Genomic DNA, 17,488 nt, shown 5'->3' with positions numbered 1-17,488 from the left:
CCCTGCGGGCCGGCGTAAACTACCCGCTGGCGCACTTTGTGGAACGGCCCATGTTCGATATTTCTCCCCAGCTGGACTGCGCTGGCCGCGTACTGCGGCTGGACCGTCCGCGCGTAATGGGCATCGTCAACGTCACCCCGGATTCCTTCTCCGACGGTGGCGCGCACAACACGGTGGACGCTGCGGTGGCGCATGGCCTGCAACTGGTGGCCGAGGGCGCGGACCTGCTGGATATCGGCGGCGAATCGACCCGGCCCGGCAGTGCGCCGGTGCCGCTGGACGAGGAGCTGCGCCGGGTGGTGCCGGTCATCGAGGCGCTGGCGCGCCAGACCCCCGTGCCCATCAGCATCGACACCTTCAAGCCAGACGTGATGCGTGCGGCGGTGGCGGCGGGCGCCGGCATGATCAATGACATCCGTGCACTGCGCCAGGAAGGGGCGCTCGCGGCGGCCGCCGACCTCGACGTGCCGGTCGTGCTGATGCACATGCAGGGTGAGCCGGGCAGCATGCAGGACACGCCGCACTACGACGATGTCGTGGCCGAGGTCCACCGCTTCCTGGCCGAGCGCCTGTTCGCCGCTGAGATGGCGGGCATCGCCAGGAAGCACCTGGTCATCGACCTGGGCTTCGGCTTCGGCAAGTCCACCGAGCACAACATGACGCTGCTGGCGCGCTCTGAGCGGTTCCTGGAGCTGGGCGTGCCGATGCTGGCCGGCCTGTCGCGCAAGCGCAGCATCGGCGAACTGACCGGCCGCGAGTCGCCGCGCGAGCGCGTGGCCGGTTCGGTCGCCGCGCACCTGATCGCGGCCCAGCGCGGCGCGATGCTGCTGCGCGTCCACGATGTCGCCGCCACCGTCGATGCGCTCAAGGTATGGGCAGCCGTGGCCGCAGTGCCGGCGGTGCGCCTGGAGGCAAAGCCGGCGATGCCGCGCTGGCCGGACGAGGACTGATGGCCGCCGATACCCGCCCCCTGGCGATCGCCCTGATGGGGCCGACGGCCTCGGGCAAGACGGCCACCGCCATCGCGCTGGCCCGCCAGCTGGACGGTGAGATCGTCAGCGTCGATTCGGCGCTGGTCTATCGGGGTCTGGACATCGGCTCGGCCAAACCCGATGCCATCGAGCGGGCGCAGGCACCGCATCATCTGCTGGACCTGCGCGATCCGTGGCAGACGTACTCGGCGGCCGAGTTCGCCGCCGACGCCGGCCGGGCGGTGGCCGACATCGTGGCGCGCGGCAAGCTGCCGATCCTTGCCGGCGGTACCGGGCTGTACTTCCGCGCCCTGCTGCAGGGCCTGTCGCCGATGCCGCAGGCCGATCCGGCCGTCCGCGCCGGCATCGCCGCCGAGGCGGCCGAGCACGGCTGGGCGGCGATGCACGCGCATCTGGGCGAGGTCGATCCTGCCGCCGCTGCGCGCATTCATGCCACCGACCCACAACGCATCCAACGTGCGCTCGAAGTCTTTCGCCTGACCGGCCGCCCGATCAGCGAGTGGCAGAAGCTGCCAGGCGTGGACCGCCTGCCGGTACGCGCGTTGAAGCTGGTGCTGGCGCCTCGCGAGCGCAGCGTCCTGCACCAGCGGATTGCGACCCGCTTCGACGCCATGCTCGCCCACGGCTTTCTCGATGAAGTGCGCGCCCTGCGCGCGCTGCCGGCGATGGCCCAGGTGGCGACGCCGCTGGACCTGCCGGCGATCCGTGCGGTCGGCTATCGGCAGGCGTGGGAGTACCTGGACGGGCAGGGCAGCGCCGCCGAGTTCCGCGACCGGGGCATTTACGCCACCCGCCAGTTGGCCAAACGGCAGCTGACCTGGCTGAGGGGCGAACTTGATGCCCGCTGGTTCGACCCGCATATCGACCGTGCTTCTCTGGCGGACGCGGTTTCGACCTTTGTCGGTCGCTGACACCACGCCTTCACGCGCCCACCCCGTGTACCATCAAGGATTCCAGTGGGCGGCGGGGGCCGCGTCAACTGCTGGACAACCATAAAAACAATAATCAGGAGTGTGCAATGTCCAAGGGGCAATCGCTGCAGGATCCGTTTCTGAATGCACTTCGGCGCGAGCGCGTGCCGGTATCGGTGTATCTGGTCAATGGCATCAAATTGCAGGGCACGATTGAATCGTTCGACCAGTTCGTGGTCCTGCTGCGCAATACGGTCAGCCAGATGGTGTACAAGCACGCCATTTCGACCGTGGTGCCGGCGCGCAATGTGCGGGTCGGGCCGGGCGGTGGTTATGTGCAGTCCAACGAAGGTGGCGCCGAAGGCGCCCAAGGTGAAGAAGACGTTGAGTGACAGGTTGAGCAATACGGGAGAACTGCGTGTTTGATCGTTCCAAGCGAGGCGAACACGCGCTCCTGATCCAGCCGCATGCCGGCCGGCTCGAAGAAGACGTGCTGGAAGAGTTCACCGATCTGGCCCGCTCGGCCGGGGCCACCATCGCGGCGACCTTGACCGCGCGCATCGATCGCCCCAACCCGTCGATTCTGATCGGGTCCGGCAAGCTGGACGAGATCAAGGCGGCGGCCGAGGCCACCGGGGCGGATCTGGTGCTGGTCAACCATGCGCTGTCGCCGTCGCAGGAGCGCAACCTGGAGCGGTTCCTGGAGCGCCGCGTGATCGACCGCACCGGGTTGATCCTGGATATTTTCGCCCAGCGTGCGCACAGCCACGAAGGCAAGCTGCAGGTCGAGCTGGCGCAGCTGCGCCACATGGCCACGCGGCTGGTGCGCGGCTGGACCCACCTGGAGCGTCAGCGTGGTGGTGCCATCGGCCTGCGCGGCCCGGGCGAAACCCAGCTGGAAACCGATCGCCGCCTGCTGCAGAAGCGGGTCGAACAGCTGCAGAAGCGGCTCGAGAAGGTCGAAGTGCAGCGCACCCAGATGCGCCGTGCCCGCGTGCGCAGCGAACTGCCGCGTGTGGCGCTGGTGGGGTACACCAATGCCGGCAAATCGACGCTGTTCAATGCGCTGACCGGCGCTGAAGCCTACGCCGCCGACAAGCTGTTCGCGACCCTGGATCCGACCGTGCGCCGCATTGCGGTCCCCGGTGGCAACGTGGTGCTGGCCGATACCGTGGGCTTTGTGCGCGATCTGCCGCACGAGCTGGTGGCCGCGTTCCGCGCGACCCTGAGTGAAGCGCGCGAGGCCGACTTCCTGCTGCATGTGGTGGACGCGGCCGATCCGCATCGCGAAGAACGCATCGCCCAGGTCGACGACGTGCTCAACGAGGTGGGCGCGGGCGAATTGCCGCAGCTGCTGGTGTTCAACAAGATCGACCGCATCGAGGGCAGCGAGGTGCGCCACGACGCACAGGACGGCATCCCCGACACGGCGCGCCGCGAACGTGTCTGGATCTCGGCCCGTGACGGCCTGGGACTGGACCTGCTGCAGTCGGTGCTGGGCAAGCGCCTGGGCCTGCAGCATGTGACCGGCGACCTGCGCCTGCCGCCCAGTGCCGGCCGCCTGCGGTCGCGCCTGCACCGTCTGGAGGTGGTCCGCAGCGAGCAGGCCGACGAGGACGGCTGGCTGCTCAGCGTGGAGATTCCGATCGCCGAGGCCGAAAAACTGGCCGCAGGCGAGGGGGGCGAGCCGATCCGCGCGCTGCTGCCGGAGAAGGTGCCCGAATGGTGACGGCGCGACACACCGTCGCACCGTCATGGCACGACAGCACGCCGGTTTTCGGCTAAAACGGGGGCTGTGCCCCTGTTGATCCTGGACCCCCATGACCGTTCCCTCCGATGCCGACCTGGGCGTTCTCGCCCGTGACGTCGGCCAGCGCCTGCAGCAGGCTGCGCTGCAGCTGGTCACCGCCGAAAGCTGCAGTGGCGGCTGGATCGCCAAGGCCATGACCGATGTGGCCGGCTCGTCGGCGTTCTTCGACTGCGGCATGGTCGTCTACAGCTACGAAGCCAAGCAGCGCCTGCTCGGCGTGCGCGCGCAGACACTGGAGCAGTTCGGCGCGGTCAGCCGGGAAACCGTGCTGGAAATGGTCTCTGGCGCGCTGGTCAATTCCGGCGCGGGGATGGCGGTGGCCGTCACCGGTATCGCCGGTCCCGGCGGCGGCAGCCCCGACAAGCCGGTGGGGAGTGTCTGGATCGGCTGGAAGCAGCGTGGCGGCTATGCGCGCGCGCAGCTCTTCCAGTTCGACGGCGACCGCGAAGCCATACGGCGGCAGACCGTGCACCAGGCGCTGACGGGAATCTTCCCGCCGGTGTGACATCCTGAGCGCGTGTGCCGACAGGAGTGAGCGCAATGTGGGAAACGCTGGGAACCGTGCGCGACCTGGGGCGATTGCAGGAAATCGCCTCGGTCCTGATCCGCTATGGCTTCGGCGACCTGGTACGCCGGATCGGCCTGGCCGACGTCCTCGAACGGGCCGGGCGCCTGCTGCACTGGAACGACACCCAGCAGATGCTGCGCATGACCGCGCCGGTGCGGGTGCGCCGCGCGATGGAAGACCTCGGCCCCACCTTCGTCAAACTCGGCCAGGTGCTGGCCACCCGCGTGGACCTGTTCCCGCCCGACTGGATCGCCGAATTCTCCGAGCTGCAGAACGCGGTGCCGGCGCTGCCGTATGCGCAGGTGCGCGATCAGCTCGAACGCGATCTGGGCGCCCCGGCCAGCGAGGTGTTTGCCTGGCTCGATGAAACCCCGATGGCCGCCGCATCGCTGGCGCAGGCGCATCGCGCGACCCTGCATGATGGCTCGGCCGTGGTGCTCAAGATCCGTCGACCCGGTATCCGCGAGGTGATCGAGGCCGACCTGCGCCTGCTGGCGCGTCTGGCGGAGATCGTCGAAGCGCGGCTGCCGGACCTGCGCCGCTACCGCCCTTCGGAAGTGGTGCAGCAGTTCCAGACCTCGTTGCGGCGCGAACTGGATTTCGCCGCCGAATGCCGCAATGCCGAGCGCATCGCGCGCAATTTCCACGGGCGGCAGGACATCTTCATTCCGGCCGTGCACTGGCAGTGGACCTGCGAGAGCCTGAACGTCCAGGACTTCGTGGATGGCATCCCGGGGCGGGATCTGGCGGGCGTCGATGCAGCCGGCCTGGACCGGGTGCAGCTGGCGCGCACCGGCGCCGGGATCATCCTCAAAATGGTGCTGCAGGACGGCGCGTTTCATGCCGATCCACATCCCGGCAACATCATCTACCTGCGTGACGGCCGGATCGGGGTCATCGACTTCGGTATGGTCGGCGCATTGTCCGAGCAGCGTCGCTTCCAGGTCGCGCAGCTGCTGCATGGGCTGGTGACCCAGGAGCCCGAGCCGGTCATGGACGTGCTGCTGGACTGGGCCGGTGGCGTGGACGTGGACGAAGCCCGCCTGCAGCAGGACATCAGTACCTTCGTCGACCAGTACCGTGGCGTGCCGCTGAAGGACCTGCACATGGGCCTGATGCTGGGCGATGTGACGCAGCTCCTGCGCCAGTACGCCCTGACCCTGCCGGCCGACCTCGCGCTGATGATCAAGACCTTCCTGACCCTGGAAGGCATGGGCCGCCAGCTCGATCCACAGTTCGACATGGCGACCGCCGCGCGCCCGTACCTGGAACGGGTGATGTGGCAGCGCTATGCGCCGGCGGCGATGCTCAAGCGTGGCAAGCGCAGCCTGCTCGGGGCGATGGACCTGATGGGCGACCTGCCGCGCGATGTCCGCCGGCTGCTGCAGATGGCGCGCAACGGGCGCCTCCAGGTCAAGGTCGAGACCCGTGCCCTGGAAGGGTTTGGCGACCAGGTCAACCGGGCCGCCAACCGGCTGGTGATGGGTATCGTGACGGCGGCGTTGATCATCGGCTCCTCGATCGTGATGCACAGCGTGGGCGGGGTCTCCAGCCGCTGGCTGCTGGCGCTGGGTGTGGCCGGCTTCGTCGGTGCCGGCTTCTGCGGCGTGTGGATCCTGTTCTCGATCTGGCGCTCCGGGCGCAATCCCTGACGCCCCGGACCGGACGGTGCCGCAGGCAACGCCGACCGTTGGTCGGCTGCCGGTCGCCCGGTCTGTGCAGGCACTTGCGCACCCCTGGCCTTAGTAGTAATACTACTAATCATGGACCTGACCGACACCCAGCAGGCGATCCTGCAGTTGATCGCCGAGCGTATCCAGACCGATGGCGCACCGCCCTCCCAGGCGGAAATCGCCCGTGCCTTCGGCTTCAAGGGCGTACGCGCCGCGCAGTACCACCTGGAGGCGCTGGAGCAGGCGGGGGCGATCCGTCGCATCCCCGGCCAGGCGCGCGGCATCCGGCTGGTGCAGGCGCCGCCGCTGCAGGACGGTCTGCCTGGTTCGCTGGCCGCAGCCGCACTCCCGGACCATGTGCTGCGCCTGCCGGTCCTCGGCCGGGTTGCGGCCGGTCTGCCGATCGGGGCGGACATCGGCTCGGACGATTTCGTGGTGCTGGACCGGGTGTTCTTCTCGCCTGCACCGGATTACCTGCTGAAGGTGCAGGGCGACTCGATGATCGACGAGGGCATCTTCGATGGCGACCTGATCGGCGTGCATCGCACCCGTGACGCCCGGTCGGGGCAGATCGTGGTCGCCCGCATCGATGACGAGATCACGGTCAAGCTGCTGAAGATGGGCAAGGACCGCATCCGGCTCCTGCCTCGCAACCCCGACTACAAGCCGATCGAGGTGTTGCCCGACCAGGACTTCGCCATCGAAGGCCTCTATTGCGGACTGCTGCGGCCCAACCGCTAGGTCCTGATGCTGTTGAAACACGCGCGGTCTTTGTGGCGATTCTCTGGTTCCGCTGAGGTTGGTACGGATGTCCGATAATTTTTTTCCGAACGCCGGGCAGAATCTCAGCCTGTGCGATACGCCAACCTTAAAGTGACCCCGTGGCCAAGAAGACTCCCAAAGAAAGCACCTCCAACGACATGACCTCTGCAAGGACCAATACGATGGACGAGAACAAAAAGCGTGCGTTGACCGCCGCCCTGAGCCAGATCGAGAAGCAGTTCGGCAAGGGCTCGGTCATGCGCATGGGTGACCGCGTCATCGAAGCGGTCGAGGTCATCCCCACCGGTTCGCTGATGCTGGACATCGCGCTCGGCATCGGTGGCCTGCCCAAGGGGCGTGTCGTGGAGATCTACGGTCCGGAATCCTCGGGCAAGACCACCCTGACCCTGCAGGCGATCGCCGAGTGCCAGAAGAAGGGCGGTACCGCCGCCTTCATCGACGCCGAGCATGCGCTGGACCCGATCTACGCCGCCAAGCTGGGCGTGAACGTCGATGATCTGCTGCTGTCCCAGCCCGATACCGGCGAGCAGGCACTGGAAATCGCCGACATGCTGGTGCGTTCCGGTTCGGTGGACATCGTGGTGGTCGATTCGGTCGCCGCGCTGACCCCCAAGGCGGAAATCGAAGGCGAAATGGGCGACCAGCTGCCGGGCCTGCAGGCCCGCCTGATGAGCCAGGCGCTGCGCAAGCTGACCGGCAACATCAAGCGCTCCAATACCCTGGTGGTGTTCATCAACCAGCTGCGCATGAAAATCGGCGTGATGATGCCGGGCCAGAGCCCGGAAGTGACGACCGGCGGCAACGCGCTGAAGTTCTACGCCTCGGTGCGCCTGGACATCCGTCGTATCGGCGCCATCAAGAAGGGCGACGAGATCATCGGCAACCAGACCAAGATCAAGGTCGTCAAGAACAAGCTGGCACCGCCGTTCAAGCAGGTCATCACCGAAATCCTCTATGGCGAGGGCATCAGCCGCGAGGGCGAACTGATCGACATGGGCGTGGAAGCCAAGCTGGTCGAGAAGGCCGGCGCCTGGTACAGCTACGGTGAAGAGCGCATCGGTCAGGGCAAGGACAACGCCCGTGGTTACCTGCGCGACAACCCGCAGGTTGCCCAGCGCCTGGAAGCCGAGCTGCGCGAGAAGTTCCAGCCGGCCGAAGCGGTCCGCGAGGGTGGTGACGACGACGGCGACGACGCCGAGTGAGTTTCCTGCGGGGCAGGGCGGCGCCGTCAGTGACGCTTGCCCTGTCCCGCGGTTTCAGTATTCCCCCGACGGGGGGAGCGCCAGGGACGGCGCATTTCATCGAAGGTGGTCATGCACGATTCCGATGCCCCGGCACCCGGCCGCAAGCGCCGTGTCCGCGAACAGACCCCGGTCCAGCGAGCGCTGGGCCTGCTGGTCCGCCGTGAGCACTCGCGCAAGGAGTTGACACGCAAGCTGCAGGCCCGCGGCATCGAGACCGAGGCGGCCGAAGCGGCCGTGGACAAGCTCAGCGAGGCCGGCTGGCAGGACGACACCCGGTTCGCCGAGAACCTGGTGCGCATCCGCGCCAGTACCGGCTACGGCCCCCTGCATATCCGCGCGGAGCTGGGCACCCACGGGCTGGACAGCGAGCAGGTCGCGGCCGCGCTGGCGACCTTCGAGGGCGATTGGACCGAGAACGCCCGCGATCTGGTCCGGCGCCGGTTCGGCGATGCCGGCCCGCAGGAGCTGCCACAACGGCGCAAGGCGGCCGATCTGCTTGCCCGCCGTGGGTTCGATGGCGACAGCATCCGCCGGGCGACCCGTTACGACCCAGAGGACTGAGCGGCCCGGGCCTGATACCCTTTGTGGTTTCGGCGGTCCTGCGAGGGACCGACCGGCCCGCACAAAGCCAGCCCCCATGAACGCATCCGTCAAATTCACTACCTCCCAGATCCGCAGCGACTTCCTTGAGTTCTTCAAGGGCAAAGGCCACACCATCGTGCCGTCGGCGCCGCTGGTGCCGGGCAATGATCCGACCCTGCTGTTCACCAACTCCGGCATGGTGCAGTTCAAGGACGTGTTCCTGGGCGCGGAAAAGCGCAGCTACGTGCGCGCTGCCGATGTCCAGCGCTGCCTGCGTGCCGGCGGCAAGCACAACGACCTGGACCAGGTCGGCTACACCGCGCGCCACCACACCTTCTTTGAAATGCTTGGCAACTGGTCCTTCGGCGACTACTTCAAGAAGGACGCCATCGCCTGGGCGTGGGAGCTGCTGACCCAGGTCTGGAAGCTGCCGGCCGAGCGTCTGCTGGTCACCGTCTACCAGACCGATGACGAGGCCTACGCGCTGTGGCGCGACATGGTCGGCATTCCGGAGTCGCGCATCGTGCGCATCGGCGACAACAAGGGCGCCCCGTACGCGTCGGACAACTTCTGGCAGATGGCCGACACCGGCCCCTGCGGTCCGTGCACCGAGATCTTCTACGACCACGGCGACCATATCGCCGGTGGCCCCCCGGGTTCGCCGGATGAAGACGGTGACCGCTACATCGAAATCTGGAACCTGGTGTTCATGCAGTTCGACCGCCAGCCCGACGGCACCCTCGTGCCGCTGCCGGCGCCGTGCGTGGATACCGGCATGGGCCTGGAACGCCTGGCCGCGATCCTGCAGCACGTTCACACCAACTATGAGATCGACCTGTTCCAGGCGCTGATCCGCAAGGCCAGCGAACTGACCGGCATGGCCGATCTGGAAAACAAGTCGTTGCGCGTGATCGCCGATCACATCCGCGCCTGTTCGTTCCTGATTGTCGATGGCGTGCTGCCGTCCAATGAGGGCCGCGGCTACGTGCTGCGCCGGATCATCCGCCGCGCGCTGCGCCACGGCTGGATGCTGGGCGTGCGCCAGCCGTTCTTCAGCAAGCTGGTGCCGACCTTGGTCGAGCAGATGGGCGAAGCCTACCCGGACCTGCCGGCACAGGCCGATACCGTCGTGCGCGCGCTGCAGGCCGAAGAGGAGCGGTTTGCCCAGACGCTTGATTCGGGCATGAAGATCTTCGACGACGTCGCCGCCCAGGTGACCGATGGCGTGATCCCCGGCACCGACGCGTTCCGCCTCTATGACACCTATGGCTTCCCCCTGGATCTGACCCAGGACATCGCGCGTGAGCGTGATCTGACCGTGGACATCGACGGCTTCGACGCGGCGATGAAAAAGCAGCGCGACGACGGCCGCAAGGCAGGCAAGGGTGGCGCAGGCGTGGTCCTGTCCGCCGAGCTGGTCGCCACTCTCAAACCCACTGTGTTTCTGGGCTATGACCGCCTGCAGGCCGACGGCCTGACCGTGGTGGCCCTGCTCAAGGACGGCCGCCCGGTGGACGCGGTGCAGGCCGGTGATGACGTCATCGTGCTGACCGACCAGACCCCGTTCTACGCCGAATCCGGCGGCCAGGTCGGCGACACCGGCACGCTGTCGGGCCCGGGCGTGCAGTTGCAGGTTGGCGACACCCAGAAGTTCGCGGGCCAGTACCACGGCCACGTGACCCGGGTGACGAGCGGCAGCCTGAAGGTGGGTGACGTGCTCAGCGGCGAGGTCGATGGCCAGCGCCGTGGCGCCACCATCCTCAACCACTCGGCGACCCACCTGTTGCACGCCGCCCTGCGCGAGGTGCTGGGTACCCACGTGCAGCAGAAGGGCTCGCTGGTTGCGCCGGACCGCCTGCGGTTCGACTTCTCGCACTTCCAGCCGATCAGCGCCGAGGAGCTCGCGGTGATCGAGCGCAAGGTCAACGAACAGGTGCGTGCCAACAACGCCGCCGAAGTGCACAACATGGGCATGCAGGAAGCTCTCGATTTTGGCGCGATGGCGTTGTTCGGCGAGAAATATGGCGAACACGTGCGCGTGCTGAAGATGGGCGACTACTCGACCGAACTGTGCGGTGGCACGCACGTGGGGCGCACCGGCGACATCGGCCTGTTCAAGATCACCGCTGAAGGCGGTGTGTCCTCGGGCGTGCGCCGCATCGAGGCGGTGACCGGGCAGGGCGCGCTGGACTACGTGGCCAACGAGGAAGCGCAGCTTGCCGAAGCGGCGGCGCTGCTGGGCGGCACGGCCAGCGATGTGGTCGAGAAGATCCGCCAGCTCGGCGAGCGGCAGAAAAAGCTTGAACGCGAACTGGAGGGCCTGAAGGCCAAGCAGGCCGCTGGCGCCACCGCCGACCTCGGCGCATCGGTGGTAGAGGTCAATGGCGTCAAGGTGCTGGCCGCGCGTCTGGAGGGTTTCGATGCCAGGTCGCTGCGTGATGCCGTGGATCGTCTCAAGCAGCAGCTGGGCGATACCGTCATCGTGCTGGCCGGCGTGCAGGACGGCAAAGCCGCGCTGGTGGCAGGTGTGAACGGCAGTGCAACGGGCAAGGTCAAGGCCGGGGAACTGTTGTCGCACATCGCAAGTCAGATCGGGGGCAAGGGCGGCGGTCGCCCGGATCTCGCCCAGGGTGGTGGTGAGGACGGGCCCGCCCTTGCCTCGGCGCTCGCCGCCGTAGTGGATTGGGTCACCCCGCGTATCTGAACGCCGTAAGCCTCGACTGTCCTGCTCCTTGATGGCGTGGGACGGCTGACGGTACTATGGCGAATCCTTTCCCTTTGTCGTGGGGCGTTCCTTGGCTGGGCGCCAAGCCGGTGGGGAAGTACCACCGGTTCCATGGAGACTTGCAAAAATGTTGATCCTGACTCGCCGCGTAGGCGAAACCCTGATGATCGGTGACTCGGTCAGCGTGACCGTGCTCGGCGTCAAGGGCAACCAGGTCCGTATCGGTATCACCGCTCCGAAGGACGTTGCCGTGCACCGCGAAGAGATTTACCAGCGCATCCAGCGCGGCGACGAGCCGAATGCCGCTGGAAGTGAAAATTCTTCCGATTAAGGCTTTACCTGAGGGCGCGGAAAACGTTATTATTCGCGCCCCCGCTGAGATGAAACATCACGGCGGCGGAACAAGAACACTGGAGCGGTGCCCGAGTGGCTGAAGGGGCTCCCCTGCTAAGGGAGTATAGGGTCAAAAGCTCTATCGAGGGTTCGAATCCCTCCCGCTCCGCCAGATGTGAAGATAAGCCCCTGTTTACAGGGGCTTTTTTTTTGCCTGAGAATCCCGCCCCATGTTTTGCCCCATGTTTTGCGAGTCGAGAACCGAGGCGATCCACTCGTCAATTTTCGGGGAGGGCCAGAGCGATCGTGCGCCCACCTTGGCGGGCTTCGGAAATGTGCCGTCTGCCATCTTCCGATAGATGGTTGCACCGCTGATCCCAACGCGTGATTTGACGTCTGTCAGTGTCAGCAGCCTGGCTTCGTAGCTCATGCGGCCACCCGCAAGGAAGTCATCGCAGAATCAAGGTTGGCCTCGGCCAGGGCACGCAGTGGCGGCGGGCTGACGCTGTTGCCGACCATGCGCACAGCGGCGCTGGTGGTCAGCGGGGTTCCGTTCGCGGTGCGATCGATGATGTAGCCCACCGGGAAGCCCTGCGCCCGATACAGCTCGTGAGGCTTGAGCATGCGCAGGCCGATATCGACGATGACGTAGGGCGTGCCCCTTATCACCACCGTTACCAGCGCCAGCCGGTCTCTCGTGGTGATGGTGTCCACCGGGTCGACCAGGGTCGGGACGTTGGACCCGGTGCCGTAGTACTTGATCAGGAAAGCGGCTACGCGTAGCGCGCCGGCCTCGTGCTCGGGCGACAGTTGGGCGAGTTCCGCCTCTGCGAGGGCATGCCCCCCGCTGCCGCTGGCGGTGACCGTTCCCAGCTGCCGGCGTGCTTCCGTGCTACCTGCTCCCCAGCGCTGGACGCCGTCGGGGCGGCCTTCGCCGTGCGCAGCCTGCACCATGAAAGCAGTAGAAAGCCCGAGTGCGTGAGCAGCGCCAGCCGGCCGCGCCGCACCTGCGCCGGATGTGATCGTCGGTACTGGATCGGTAGCCGGCGTTCCGATGCTGTCGCCCCTGAACTTCACCAGGTGAGGGGCCGCCACTGCGTGCTTCACGCCGCCGGCCACGACGGTGCCGAGTGGCTTCTGCAGGTCCAGTGCGCGCGGCGCCTGGCCCTCGCGCTCGCCGTAGCCGGTCTGCACCAGCACGGGTGCCACCAGGGCGGTGTCAGCCTTTGCGGTCGTCGTGTACAGCGGTTCTGCTGCCGAGCGCGGTTCGGACTGTCCAGCTCGGCCACCGACGCCGGCGAGGATCGGCGTAACGACTGAGAAGTGCCCGCCCTTCACTTCAGCGCAGATCGTGCGCAGCGGCTCGTCCGCAGCCATCGTGCGCTGGTTGCTGGAGTTGGCATGTTCGGCGATGAAGGGCGCCAGCTCCGGCATGGCCAGCATCAGCTCGCCACGGTGGGCGGCGGTGATGGTGCGCAGAGGCTCGTGAACGTCATGCACCCGGTCAGCGCCCTGGTGAGTTGCCGGAACAATGAACGGATCTGCGGCCTCAATGACGTTACGCATGGTGCCCTTGGCCAGCCGGCGCAGTGTGGCGTCCGCCAAAGGCTTGGCGCGGGTGAAGATCGAGGGGCAGGGGATGCTGAAGTCGATGCAGTCTGCGGCGGAGACGCGCGGCTTCTGGCCAGGTGCGGTGCCGTGCGTCGGTGCCGGCCACACGATGGCTTCGCCGTCACGGCGGCCGAGAAGGAACAGCCGCGCACGGCTTGTGCCGGCGCCGTAGTCGCTCGCCACGAGCTTTCGCCAGTCAACCACGTAGCCCAGCGCCCGCAGCGCTGCCACGAACTGCCGCCAGGTGCGGCCGGTGTGGCGCTTGTCAGGCACCAGAGCCTGGCGCTCAACCGGTACGCGCTCCCCGCGGTCGGCAACGCGATTCGTCATGGAGAGCTTGCCCCGGCGATAGACCGGCTTGCCGGTCCTCTCGTCGATGAGAGGGACCATGTCCAGCGTGATGACGCGCCCCGTCTTGGCGCAGCGCTTTGCCACCAAGGGACCCCAGGTCAGGATCTGCCACACGTTCTCCATCGAGATGATGCGTGGCGCGGTGTTCGTGCCATTGGCGCGGTCGGCACGCAGCAGCTGGCCCACCCACTTCAACACCACCCAGGACAGGGCGCGCGTCTTCTTGCTGCGCGGCTGGCCGCCCTTCGCCTGGCTGAAGTGCGTGCAGTCGGGCGAGGCATGGAACCAGCCCACGGGGCGCCCAGCGACGTCGGCGCGCGGGTCGGCGTGCCAGATGTCTTCGCGGTGGTGGATGGTGAGCGGGTGGTTGGCGGCGTGCATGCCGATGGCCAGCTCGTCGTGGTTGTAGGCGAGGGCGGGATCGATGCCCAGGGCCTGCTTGAGGCCCTCGCTGGCGCCGCCGCCGCCGGCGAACAGATCAACCACGATCTCGCCGGCGCGCAGGCGCGACTTCTGCGGTGCGGGGAAGTTGAAGGAGCGGGAGCCGTCAGCCATTGGAAACCTCGTTGATCTGCTTGAATTCGACGACCCACACCCAGGGGTTTGCCGCCCACTGGCCGCCGGTGCTATCCCAGAGCGTCTGGAAGCTGTGCTGCGGCGTCAGCGATTCGTGCATGCCGCCGTTGAAGGTGAACCGGCCGGCGATCTCTTCGATGCCCTCGGCGAGTGCATCGGCCTCGCTGATCGCCTGCAGCCGCTCCACGCGCACGTCGGTGATCTCCAGCACTAGGCGGCAGGCCCAGCGCGGCATGTGGATGCTGGGCCGCCAGCGGCCCGGGTCGCATCGGTCGAAGCCTTCGCGGTAGTAGGCGATCTGCTTGCGGTCGTCCGATACGGTGGTCGGCAGGCCGCCCCACGGGCCCCATCGCTCACCGTCGGCGCGGTGCTGGCCGTGAGCCGGGAAGATGGCGTGCGCTTCGCGCACCCACAGCCGATCGCCGGGCTGGCCGAAGGGGGAGGCGCGCAGGTGCATACCGGTGGCTATGGCGACACGGGCCCAGCCATCCTCATCAAAGCTGGGCCGGTTCTGTCCCTGGGCATCAAGAAAGCCGGCCTCGATGGGCCGCGGCTTGATTGCGCGCCGGGTCTGGGTCTTCTGGCCGGCCAGGATGGCGCGCACCATGTCGCCGTTGAACAGGATGGGGCGCGCGCGCATCAGCGGGGCTCCTTGGGCAGCAGGGTGGGGCCACGGCGCAGCGGCTTCACAGCGGCCTGGGTGGCGGTGGTGTGGCCGGGGCAGCCGCCGCCGGCATAGTCGAAGCCGGCGCAGGGCGCGCCCAACGGGAGAACCGAACGGCCTGCGGCCAGGTGATCCAGCAGCGCATCTTTCGCTTCGGCGGCGGTGAGCCAGCGGCCGGTCGCAGCGTTCTGGAAGAGGTTGCCCAGCTCGCGCTTGCTGAAATCCCGGATGGCGCCGCGCACGCTGAGGTGCATGTGGAATGTCGTGTCAGCCATTGGCCTGCTCCCTTGCATGGTCGAGCTCGCTGGCGCCCATGCGCAGCAACTTGTGGGCGATCGCGTAGGTCTCGGCGTCCAAGTCGTCGGCGTGTTCGACCGCCTCGAAGAACATCACGGCAAAGGCAGCGATCACACGCGCGTCGGGTGAGGCGTCTGTGCTGTTGAGGATGCGCATGGAATCTTCGCGGTTGAGCTTGATCTCACCCATTGCCCACCCCCGGCGCTGCATCGCGCTGGTCGATCAGGGTGCGAACAGCTGCATCAAGCCGGCTCTTCGCGGTCAACTCGCGCTCGTAGGCGGTGCGACAAGAAGCCCGCCCACCCGCCGCGCCACTCATTGCACTGACGGTGTGATACCTCTTCTTCGCCTCGGCGTACTCGCTATCAGCTGCCGCAAGCTCGGCAACGAGCGGACCCAGGTCGATGCCCTGCGCGGGCAGGTATTCGAACTCACCCAGCATCGCCCCCAGCTTCTGGTCAATGCAGGTCAGGCAGACGTAGCCGCCCATAGCGTCAATGCGCAGCGGGGTGTGCGTGTGCTTGCCGCAGCCCGCGCAGGTCGTTGCCTGCTTGCTGGCGTAGGCATAGCCGCGCAGATGCCAGTCGTCGTCCACCGGCTCCTGCGCCCCCGGCGCTGCAACCCGCTGGTCGATCATCGAGCGCTCTACTTCGCCCGCGATACCAAGCACCGCCCAATAGCAGCGCAAGTCCACAAAGCCGGCGTTGTCATTCTTGCTCGACTCCTTCACGTCAAGCGTGCGCAGGTCGCCGATAAGCTGCCGGACCTTCTCCAGGTCAATGCCCTGCGCGGGCTTGCACTCCGCCGCCGCTTCGATGGCGTTCTGCCACGGGCAGTTGACGCTGCTGTGCTCGCCGATGTCCACGCCAGTGATGCGAGCGATGTGATCGGCCAGCTCGTCGGCCGTCCCGTGATAGCGGTCGCGCTGCTCGATGGCCTGGTCAAAAGCGCGCTCATCCACGGCCCTCGGCTGGCGGGCGTTAAGACATTCTTCGAGGCTTTCGATGCGATCTGCGGCGGCTGCGCACATGCGCGCGTCGAGGGGGTTCCAGTGGTGAGCCTCGCCGTAGTTTCGGACCATCGCACGCAACGTGCTGGCGATCACGGCAGGCGTGGGCGCCTCAATAATTGGTTTGTGCTTGATCTTGTCAGCCATTGCTCACCCCCGGGGCAGCATCATGTTGGGTTTTGATAGGGGCAGTGACAGCAGGAGCCATTGCGGTCCGCTGTTTGACCTGCGCGACGCGGGTCGCTGCGGCCGCGTCGTTGATCTGCCTGCGATTCGGTTCGCGCCGCATGGGCGTATTGCCCAGCACCTCAATTGCGCCCCCGCCTTTTCGGAAGGCGGCAATCTGCCTGGCGATCTGCTGCCGGTCCTTGTCCTTGTGCAGGACCGTGGTGCTGTTGTTGCTGCCAGTGGGCCGAGAGGGCTGAAAGGCCTCAGTGCGACGGGTCATGCGCTTTCCTTTGCGGTTGTGTCGCGCACGCGCACGCCTTGGCGATCAAGCCAGCGCCGCGCCGATTGCAGCGACTTGGAAGAGAGAGGGAAGTGGCCGGCGCCGATGTGGAGGTTCCGGCCGCGCACCGTCGCGACCAGGCCGGTGGCGGCCGAGACTTCAACGGGTGTCTGGCTGAAGGGGCTTGCGTACAGGCCTGCCCAGACCCAGCTTGCACAGACCATGAGGACAAGCGTCGCCCCGTGAGAGCCTGTCGCGAAGGCCTGGTCAACGGGCAAGGCGCGGGCGGTCACGCAACACCCGCCTTAGCTACGGCGGCAGCGACGAGGCTGTCCGCCGTCTCCCTCCCCAGTTTCGTGAGCGTTGCCTTGGTGGGAAACCTGGGGTCGTCGTAGTCAATCATGGCCCGCTCGTAGAGCCAGTTGACGAGGCGCCGGCTGAAGACCTGGGCGGGATACCTCGGCGGGCAGAATCCACCGCGCGTGCGCTTGAGGACGTTATCGGTCGCGCCAAAGGCTGCGATCAGAGCGGTGCGTTCAAGGGGTTTGAGAGGGGCGGCCATATCGGACTCCAGGTCAGGCGGCGTGCATGGTCGGGATGCGCGCGAGAACAGCGCCGCGGGCTCGGGCAAGGTGAGAGATGGGAATCAGCTGCGATGCCAGGTCCGGGTCGGTCCAACGCAGCTCGGCGATCGCGAGAGACGGGCTGGGCACGGTTGCCTTCTGGCAGCGATGGCACTCGAAATGCACGAGGGCAGGCATCGGCGCGCCAAGCTGATGCCCAGTTGGAGCGCCAGTGGTCGTCACGATTTGAGGGTGATGGCCTGGGTGGCACAGCGGGATGGAAGCAGGAGCGGGGCGGGAGGTTTGCATGGCGATTACCCCCGTACCGTCGAGGTGGACGCGATGCGG

At 67.0% G+C, this 17,488-nt stretch carries 20 protein-coding genes and 1 tRNA gene; 12 read left to right on the top strand and 9 right to left on the bottom strand.

Going from position 1 to position 17,488, the window contains the following annotated elements:
• Positions 1–50: 50 nt before the first annotated feature.
• From folP to GDJ08_RS03495, 12 genes are all read left to right on the top strand, one after another.
• Positions 51–950, top strand: coding sequence for a dihydropteroate synthase (folP, locus tag GDJ08_RS03550; protein WP_153164314.1), 900 nt, complete (start codon positions 51–53; stop codon positions 948–950).
• The gene (miaA, locus tag GDJ08_RS03545; RefSeq protein ID WP_136006388.1) at positions 950–1,903 is read left to right on the top strand and encodes a tRNA (adenosine(37)-N6)-dimethylallyltransferase MiaA; all 954 of its coding nucleotides are present in this window, start codon (positions 950–952) and stop codon (positions 1,901–1,903) included. Before folP ends, miaA begins: the two co-directional genes overlap by 1 nt.
• A 107-nt stretch (positions 1,904–2,010) precedes the next feature.
• Positions 2,011–2,295, top strand: a complete 285-nt coding sequence (hfq, locus tag GDJ08_RS03540; protein ID WP_017357646.1) for an RNA chaperone Hfq — start codon at positions 2,011–2,013, stop codon at positions 2,293–2,295.
• A gap of 26 nt (positions 2,296–2,321) precedes the next feature.
• Positions 2,322–3,632 (top strand): ribosome rescue GTPase HflX, encoded by a 1,311-nt coding sequence (hflX, locus tag GDJ08_RS03535; RefSeq protein WP_136006390.1) that lies wholly within the window; start codon positions 2,322–2,324, stop codon positions 3,630–3,632.
• 91 nt (positions 3,633–3,723) lie between these two features.
• The gene (locus GDJ08_RS03530) at positions 3,724–4,218 is read left to right on the top strand and encodes a CinA family protein (RefSeq protein ID WP_017357644.1); all 495 of its coding nucleotides are present in this window, start codon (positions 3,724–3,726) and stop codon (positions 4,216–4,218) included.
• A gap of 35 nt (positions 4,219–4,253) precedes the next feature.
• Positions 4,254–5,933 carry a 2-polyprenylphenol 6-hydroxylase gene (gene ubiB / locus GDJ08_RS03525; protein ID WP_017357643.1) on the top strand — a complete coding sequence of 560 codons (1,680 nt, stop codon included), beginning with the start codon at positions 4,254–4,256 and terminating at the stop codon, positions 5,931–5,933.
• A 111-nt stretch (positions 5,934–6,044) separates the two neighbouring features.
• Positions 6,045–6,695, top strand: coding sequence for a transcriptional repressor LexA (lexA, locus tag GDJ08_RS03520; RefSeq protein ID WP_017357642.1), 651 nt, complete (start codon positions 6,045–6,047; stop codon positions 6,693–6,695).
• Between the two features lie 203 nt (positions 6,696–6,898).
• On the top strand, positions 6,899–7,939 hold the full coding sequence (recA, locus tag GDJ08_RS03515; protein ID WP_026071041.1) for a recombinase RecA: 1,041 nt from the start codon (positions 6,899–6,901) through the stop codon (positions 7,937–7,939).
• A gap of 111 nt (positions 7,940–8,050) precedes the next feature.
• Complete coding sequence (gene recX / locus GDJ08_RS03510) at positions 8,051–8,542, top strand: recombination regulator RecX (RefSeq protein ID WP_136006396.1); 492 nt, start codon at positions 8,051–8,053, stop codon at positions 8,540–8,542.
• Between the two features lie 76 nt (positions 8,543–8,618).
• Positions 8,619–11,267 (top strand): alanine--tRNA ligase, encoded by a 2,649-nt coding sequence (gene alaS, locus GDJ08_RS03505; protein ID WP_153164313.1) that lies wholly within the window; start codon positions 8,619–8,621, stop codon positions 11,265–11,267.
• A gap of 148 nt (positions 11,268–11,415) precedes the next feature.
• Positions 11,416–11,619: a carbon storage regulator CsrA gene (gene csrA, locus GDJ08_RS03500; protein WP_017357638.1), complete on the top strand. Its 204-nt coding sequence runs from the start codon at positions 11,416–11,418 to the stop codon at positions 11,617–11,619.
• A gap of 81 nt (positions 11,620–11,700) precedes the next feature.
• Positions 11,701–11,793 (top strand) — tRNA-Ser (locus GDJ08_RS03495).
• A 21-nt stretch (positions 11,794–11,814) separates the two neighbouring features.
• Here GDJ08_RS03495 and GDJ08_RS03490 read toward each other — a convergent pair.
• From GDJ08_RS03490 to GDJ08_RS03450, 9 genes are read right to left on the bottom strand one after another with little or no spacing between them, the layout of a single operon-like run.
• Positions 11,815–12,051 (bottom strand): helix-turn-helix transcriptional regulator, encoded by a 237-nt coding sequence (locus GDJ08_RS03490; protein WP_153164312.1) that lies wholly within the window; start codon positions 12,049–12,051, stop codon positions 11,815–11,817.
• Complete coding sequence (locus tag GDJ08_RS03485; protein ID WP_153164311.1) at positions 12,048–14,138, bottom strand: DNA cytosine methyltransferase; 2,091 nt, start codon at positions 14,136–14,138, stop codon at positions 12,048–12,050. Before GDJ08_RS03485 ends, GDJ08_RS03490 begins: the two co-directional genes overlap by 4 nt.
• On the bottom strand, positions 14,131–14,799 hold the full coding sequence (locus GDJ08_RS03480; protein ID WP_153164310.1) for a hypothetical protein: 669 nt from the start codon (positions 14,797–14,799) through the stop codon (positions 14,131–14,133). The genes GDJ08_RS03485 and GDJ08_RS03480 overlap by 8 nt, the downstream gene beginning before the upstream one ends.
• Positions 14,799–15,098, bottom strand: a complete 300-nt coding sequence (locus GDJ08_RS03475; protein WP_206147283.1) for a hypothetical protein — start codon at positions 15,096–15,098, stop codon at positions 14,799–14,801. Before GDJ08_RS03475 ends, GDJ08_RS03480 begins: the two co-directional genes overlap by 1 nt.
• Positions 15,091–15,309: a hypothetical protein gene (locus tag GDJ08_RS03470; protein WP_153164309.1), complete on the bottom strand. Its 219-nt coding sequence runs from the start codon at positions 15,307–15,309 to the stop codon at positions 15,091–15,093. Before GDJ08_RS03470 ends, GDJ08_RS03475 begins: the two co-directional genes overlap by 8 nt.
• The gene (locus tag GDJ08_RS03465; RefSeq protein WP_153164308.1) at positions 15,302–16,276 is read right to left on the bottom strand and encodes a hypothetical protein; all 975 of its coding nucleotides are present in this window, start codon (positions 16,274–16,276) and stop codon (positions 15,302–15,304) included. The genes GDJ08_RS03470 and GDJ08_RS03465 overlap by 8 nt, the downstream gene beginning before the upstream one ends.
• Complete coding sequence (locus GDJ08_RS03460) at positions 16,269–16,577, bottom strand: hypothetical protein (RefSeq protein ID WP_229296431.1); 309 nt, start codon at positions 16,575–16,577, stop codon at positions 16,269–16,271. The genes GDJ08_RS03465 and GDJ08_RS03460 overlap by 8 nt, the downstream gene beginning before the upstream one ends.
• Entirely contained in the window at positions 16,574–16,870 is a 297-nt protein-coding gene (locus GDJ08_RS03455; protein ID WP_153164307.1) for a hypothetical protein, read from the bottom strand. The genes GDJ08_RS03460 and GDJ08_RS03455 overlap by 4 nt, the downstream gene beginning before the upstream one ends.
• The gene (locus GDJ08_RS03450) at positions 16,867–17,139 is read right to left on the bottom strand and encodes a hypothetical protein (RefSeq protein ID WP_153164306.1); all 273 of its coding nucleotides are present in this window, start codon (positions 17,137–17,139) and stop codon (positions 16,867–16,869) included. The genes GDJ08_RS03455 and GDJ08_RS03450 overlap by 4 nt, the downstream gene beginning before the upstream one ends.
• Positions 17,140–17,488 lie beyond the last annotated feature (349 nt).

Origin of the sequence: Stenotrophomonas nematodicola, assembly GCF_009467805.1 — a bacterium.
GTDB classification, from domain to species: domain Bacteria; phylum Pseudomonadota; class Gammaproteobacteria; order Xanthomonadales; family Xanthomonadaceae; genus Stenotrophomonas; species Stenotrophomonas nematodicola.
Note: the sequence above shows the minus strand (reverse complement) of the source record. Positions and strands in the feature narration are given on the sequence as shown.

What these genes read in the sequence shown, in the direction of transcription:
- ubiB (WP_017357643.1), top strand. Translation starts at nt 4,254, where the DNA reads ATGTGGGAAACGCTGGGAACCGTGCGCGACCTGGGGCGATTGCAGGAA.
- GDJ08_RS03485 (WP_153164311.1), bottom strand. Translation starts at nt 14,138, where the DNA reads ATGGCTGACGGCTCCCGCTCCTTCAACTTCCCCGCACCGCAGAAGTCG.
- miaA (WP_136006388.1), top strand. Translation starts at nt 950, where the DNA reads ATGGCCGCCGATACCCGCCCCCTGGCGATCGCCCTGATGGGGCCGACG.
- GDJ08_RS03475 (WP_206147283.1), bottom strand. Translation starts at nt 15,098, where the DNA reads ATGGCTGACACGACATTCCACATGCACCTCAGCGTGCGCGGCGCCATC.
- lexA (WP_017357642.1), top strand. Translation starts at nt 6,045, where the DNA reads ATGGACCTGACCGACACCCAGCAGGCGATCCTGCAGTTGATCGCCGAG.
- csrA (WP_017357638.1), top strand. Translation starts at nt 11,416, where the DNA reads ATGTTGATCCTGACTCGCCGCGTAGGCGAAACCCTGATGATCGGTGAC.
- hfq (WP_017357646.1), top strand. Translation starts at nt 2,011, where the DNA reads ATGTCCAAGGGGCAATCGCTGCAGGATCCGTTTCTGAATGCACTTCGG.
- GDJ08_RS03470 (WP_153164309.1), bottom strand. Translation starts at nt 15,309, where the DNA reads ATGGGTGAGATCAAGCTCAACCGCGAAGATTCCATGCGCATCCTCAAC.
- GDJ08_RS03490 (WP_153164312.1), bottom strand. Translation starts at nt 12,051, where the DNA reads ATGAGCTACGAAGCCAGGCTGCTGACACTGACAGACGTCAAATCACGC.
- recA (WP_026071041.1), top strand. Translation starts at nt 6,899, where the DNA reads ATGGACGAGAACAAAAAGCGTGCGTTGACCGCCGCCCTGAGCCAGATC.
- alaS (WP_153164313.1), top strand. Translation starts at nt 8,619, where the DNA reads ATGAACGCATCCGTCAAATTCACTACCTCCCAGATCCGCAGCGACTTC.
- GDJ08_RS03460 (WP_229296431.1), bottom strand. Translation starts at nt 16,577, where the DNA reads ATGACCCGTCGCACTGAGGCCTTTCAGCCCTCTCGGCCCACTGGCAGC.
- GDJ08_RS03450 (WP_153164306.1), bottom strand. Translation starts at nt 17,139, where the DNA reads ATGGCCGCCCCTCTCAAACCCCTTGAACGCACCGCTCTGATCGCAGCC.
- GDJ08_RS03480 (WP_153164310.1), bottom strand. Translation starts at nt 14,799, where the DNA reads ATGCGCGCGCGCCCCATCCTGTTCAACGGCGACATGGTGCGCGCCATC.
- folP (WP_153164314.1), top strand. Translation starts at nt 51, where the DNA reads ATGTTCGATATTTCTCCCCAGCTGGACTGCGCTGGCCGCGTACTGCGG.
- recX (WP_136006396.1), top strand. Translation starts at nt 8,051, where the DNA reads ATGCACGATTCCGATGCCCCGGCACCCGGCCGCAAGCGCCGTGTCCGC.
- GDJ08_RS03530 (WP_017357644.1), top strand. Translation starts at nt 3,724, where the DNA reads ATGACCGTTCCCTCCGATGCCGACCTGGGCGTTCTCGCCCGTGACGTC.
- GDJ08_RS03465 (WP_153164308.1), bottom strand. Translation starts at nt 16,276, where the DNA reads ATGGCTGACAAGATCAAGCACAAACCAATTATTGAGGCGCCCACGCCT.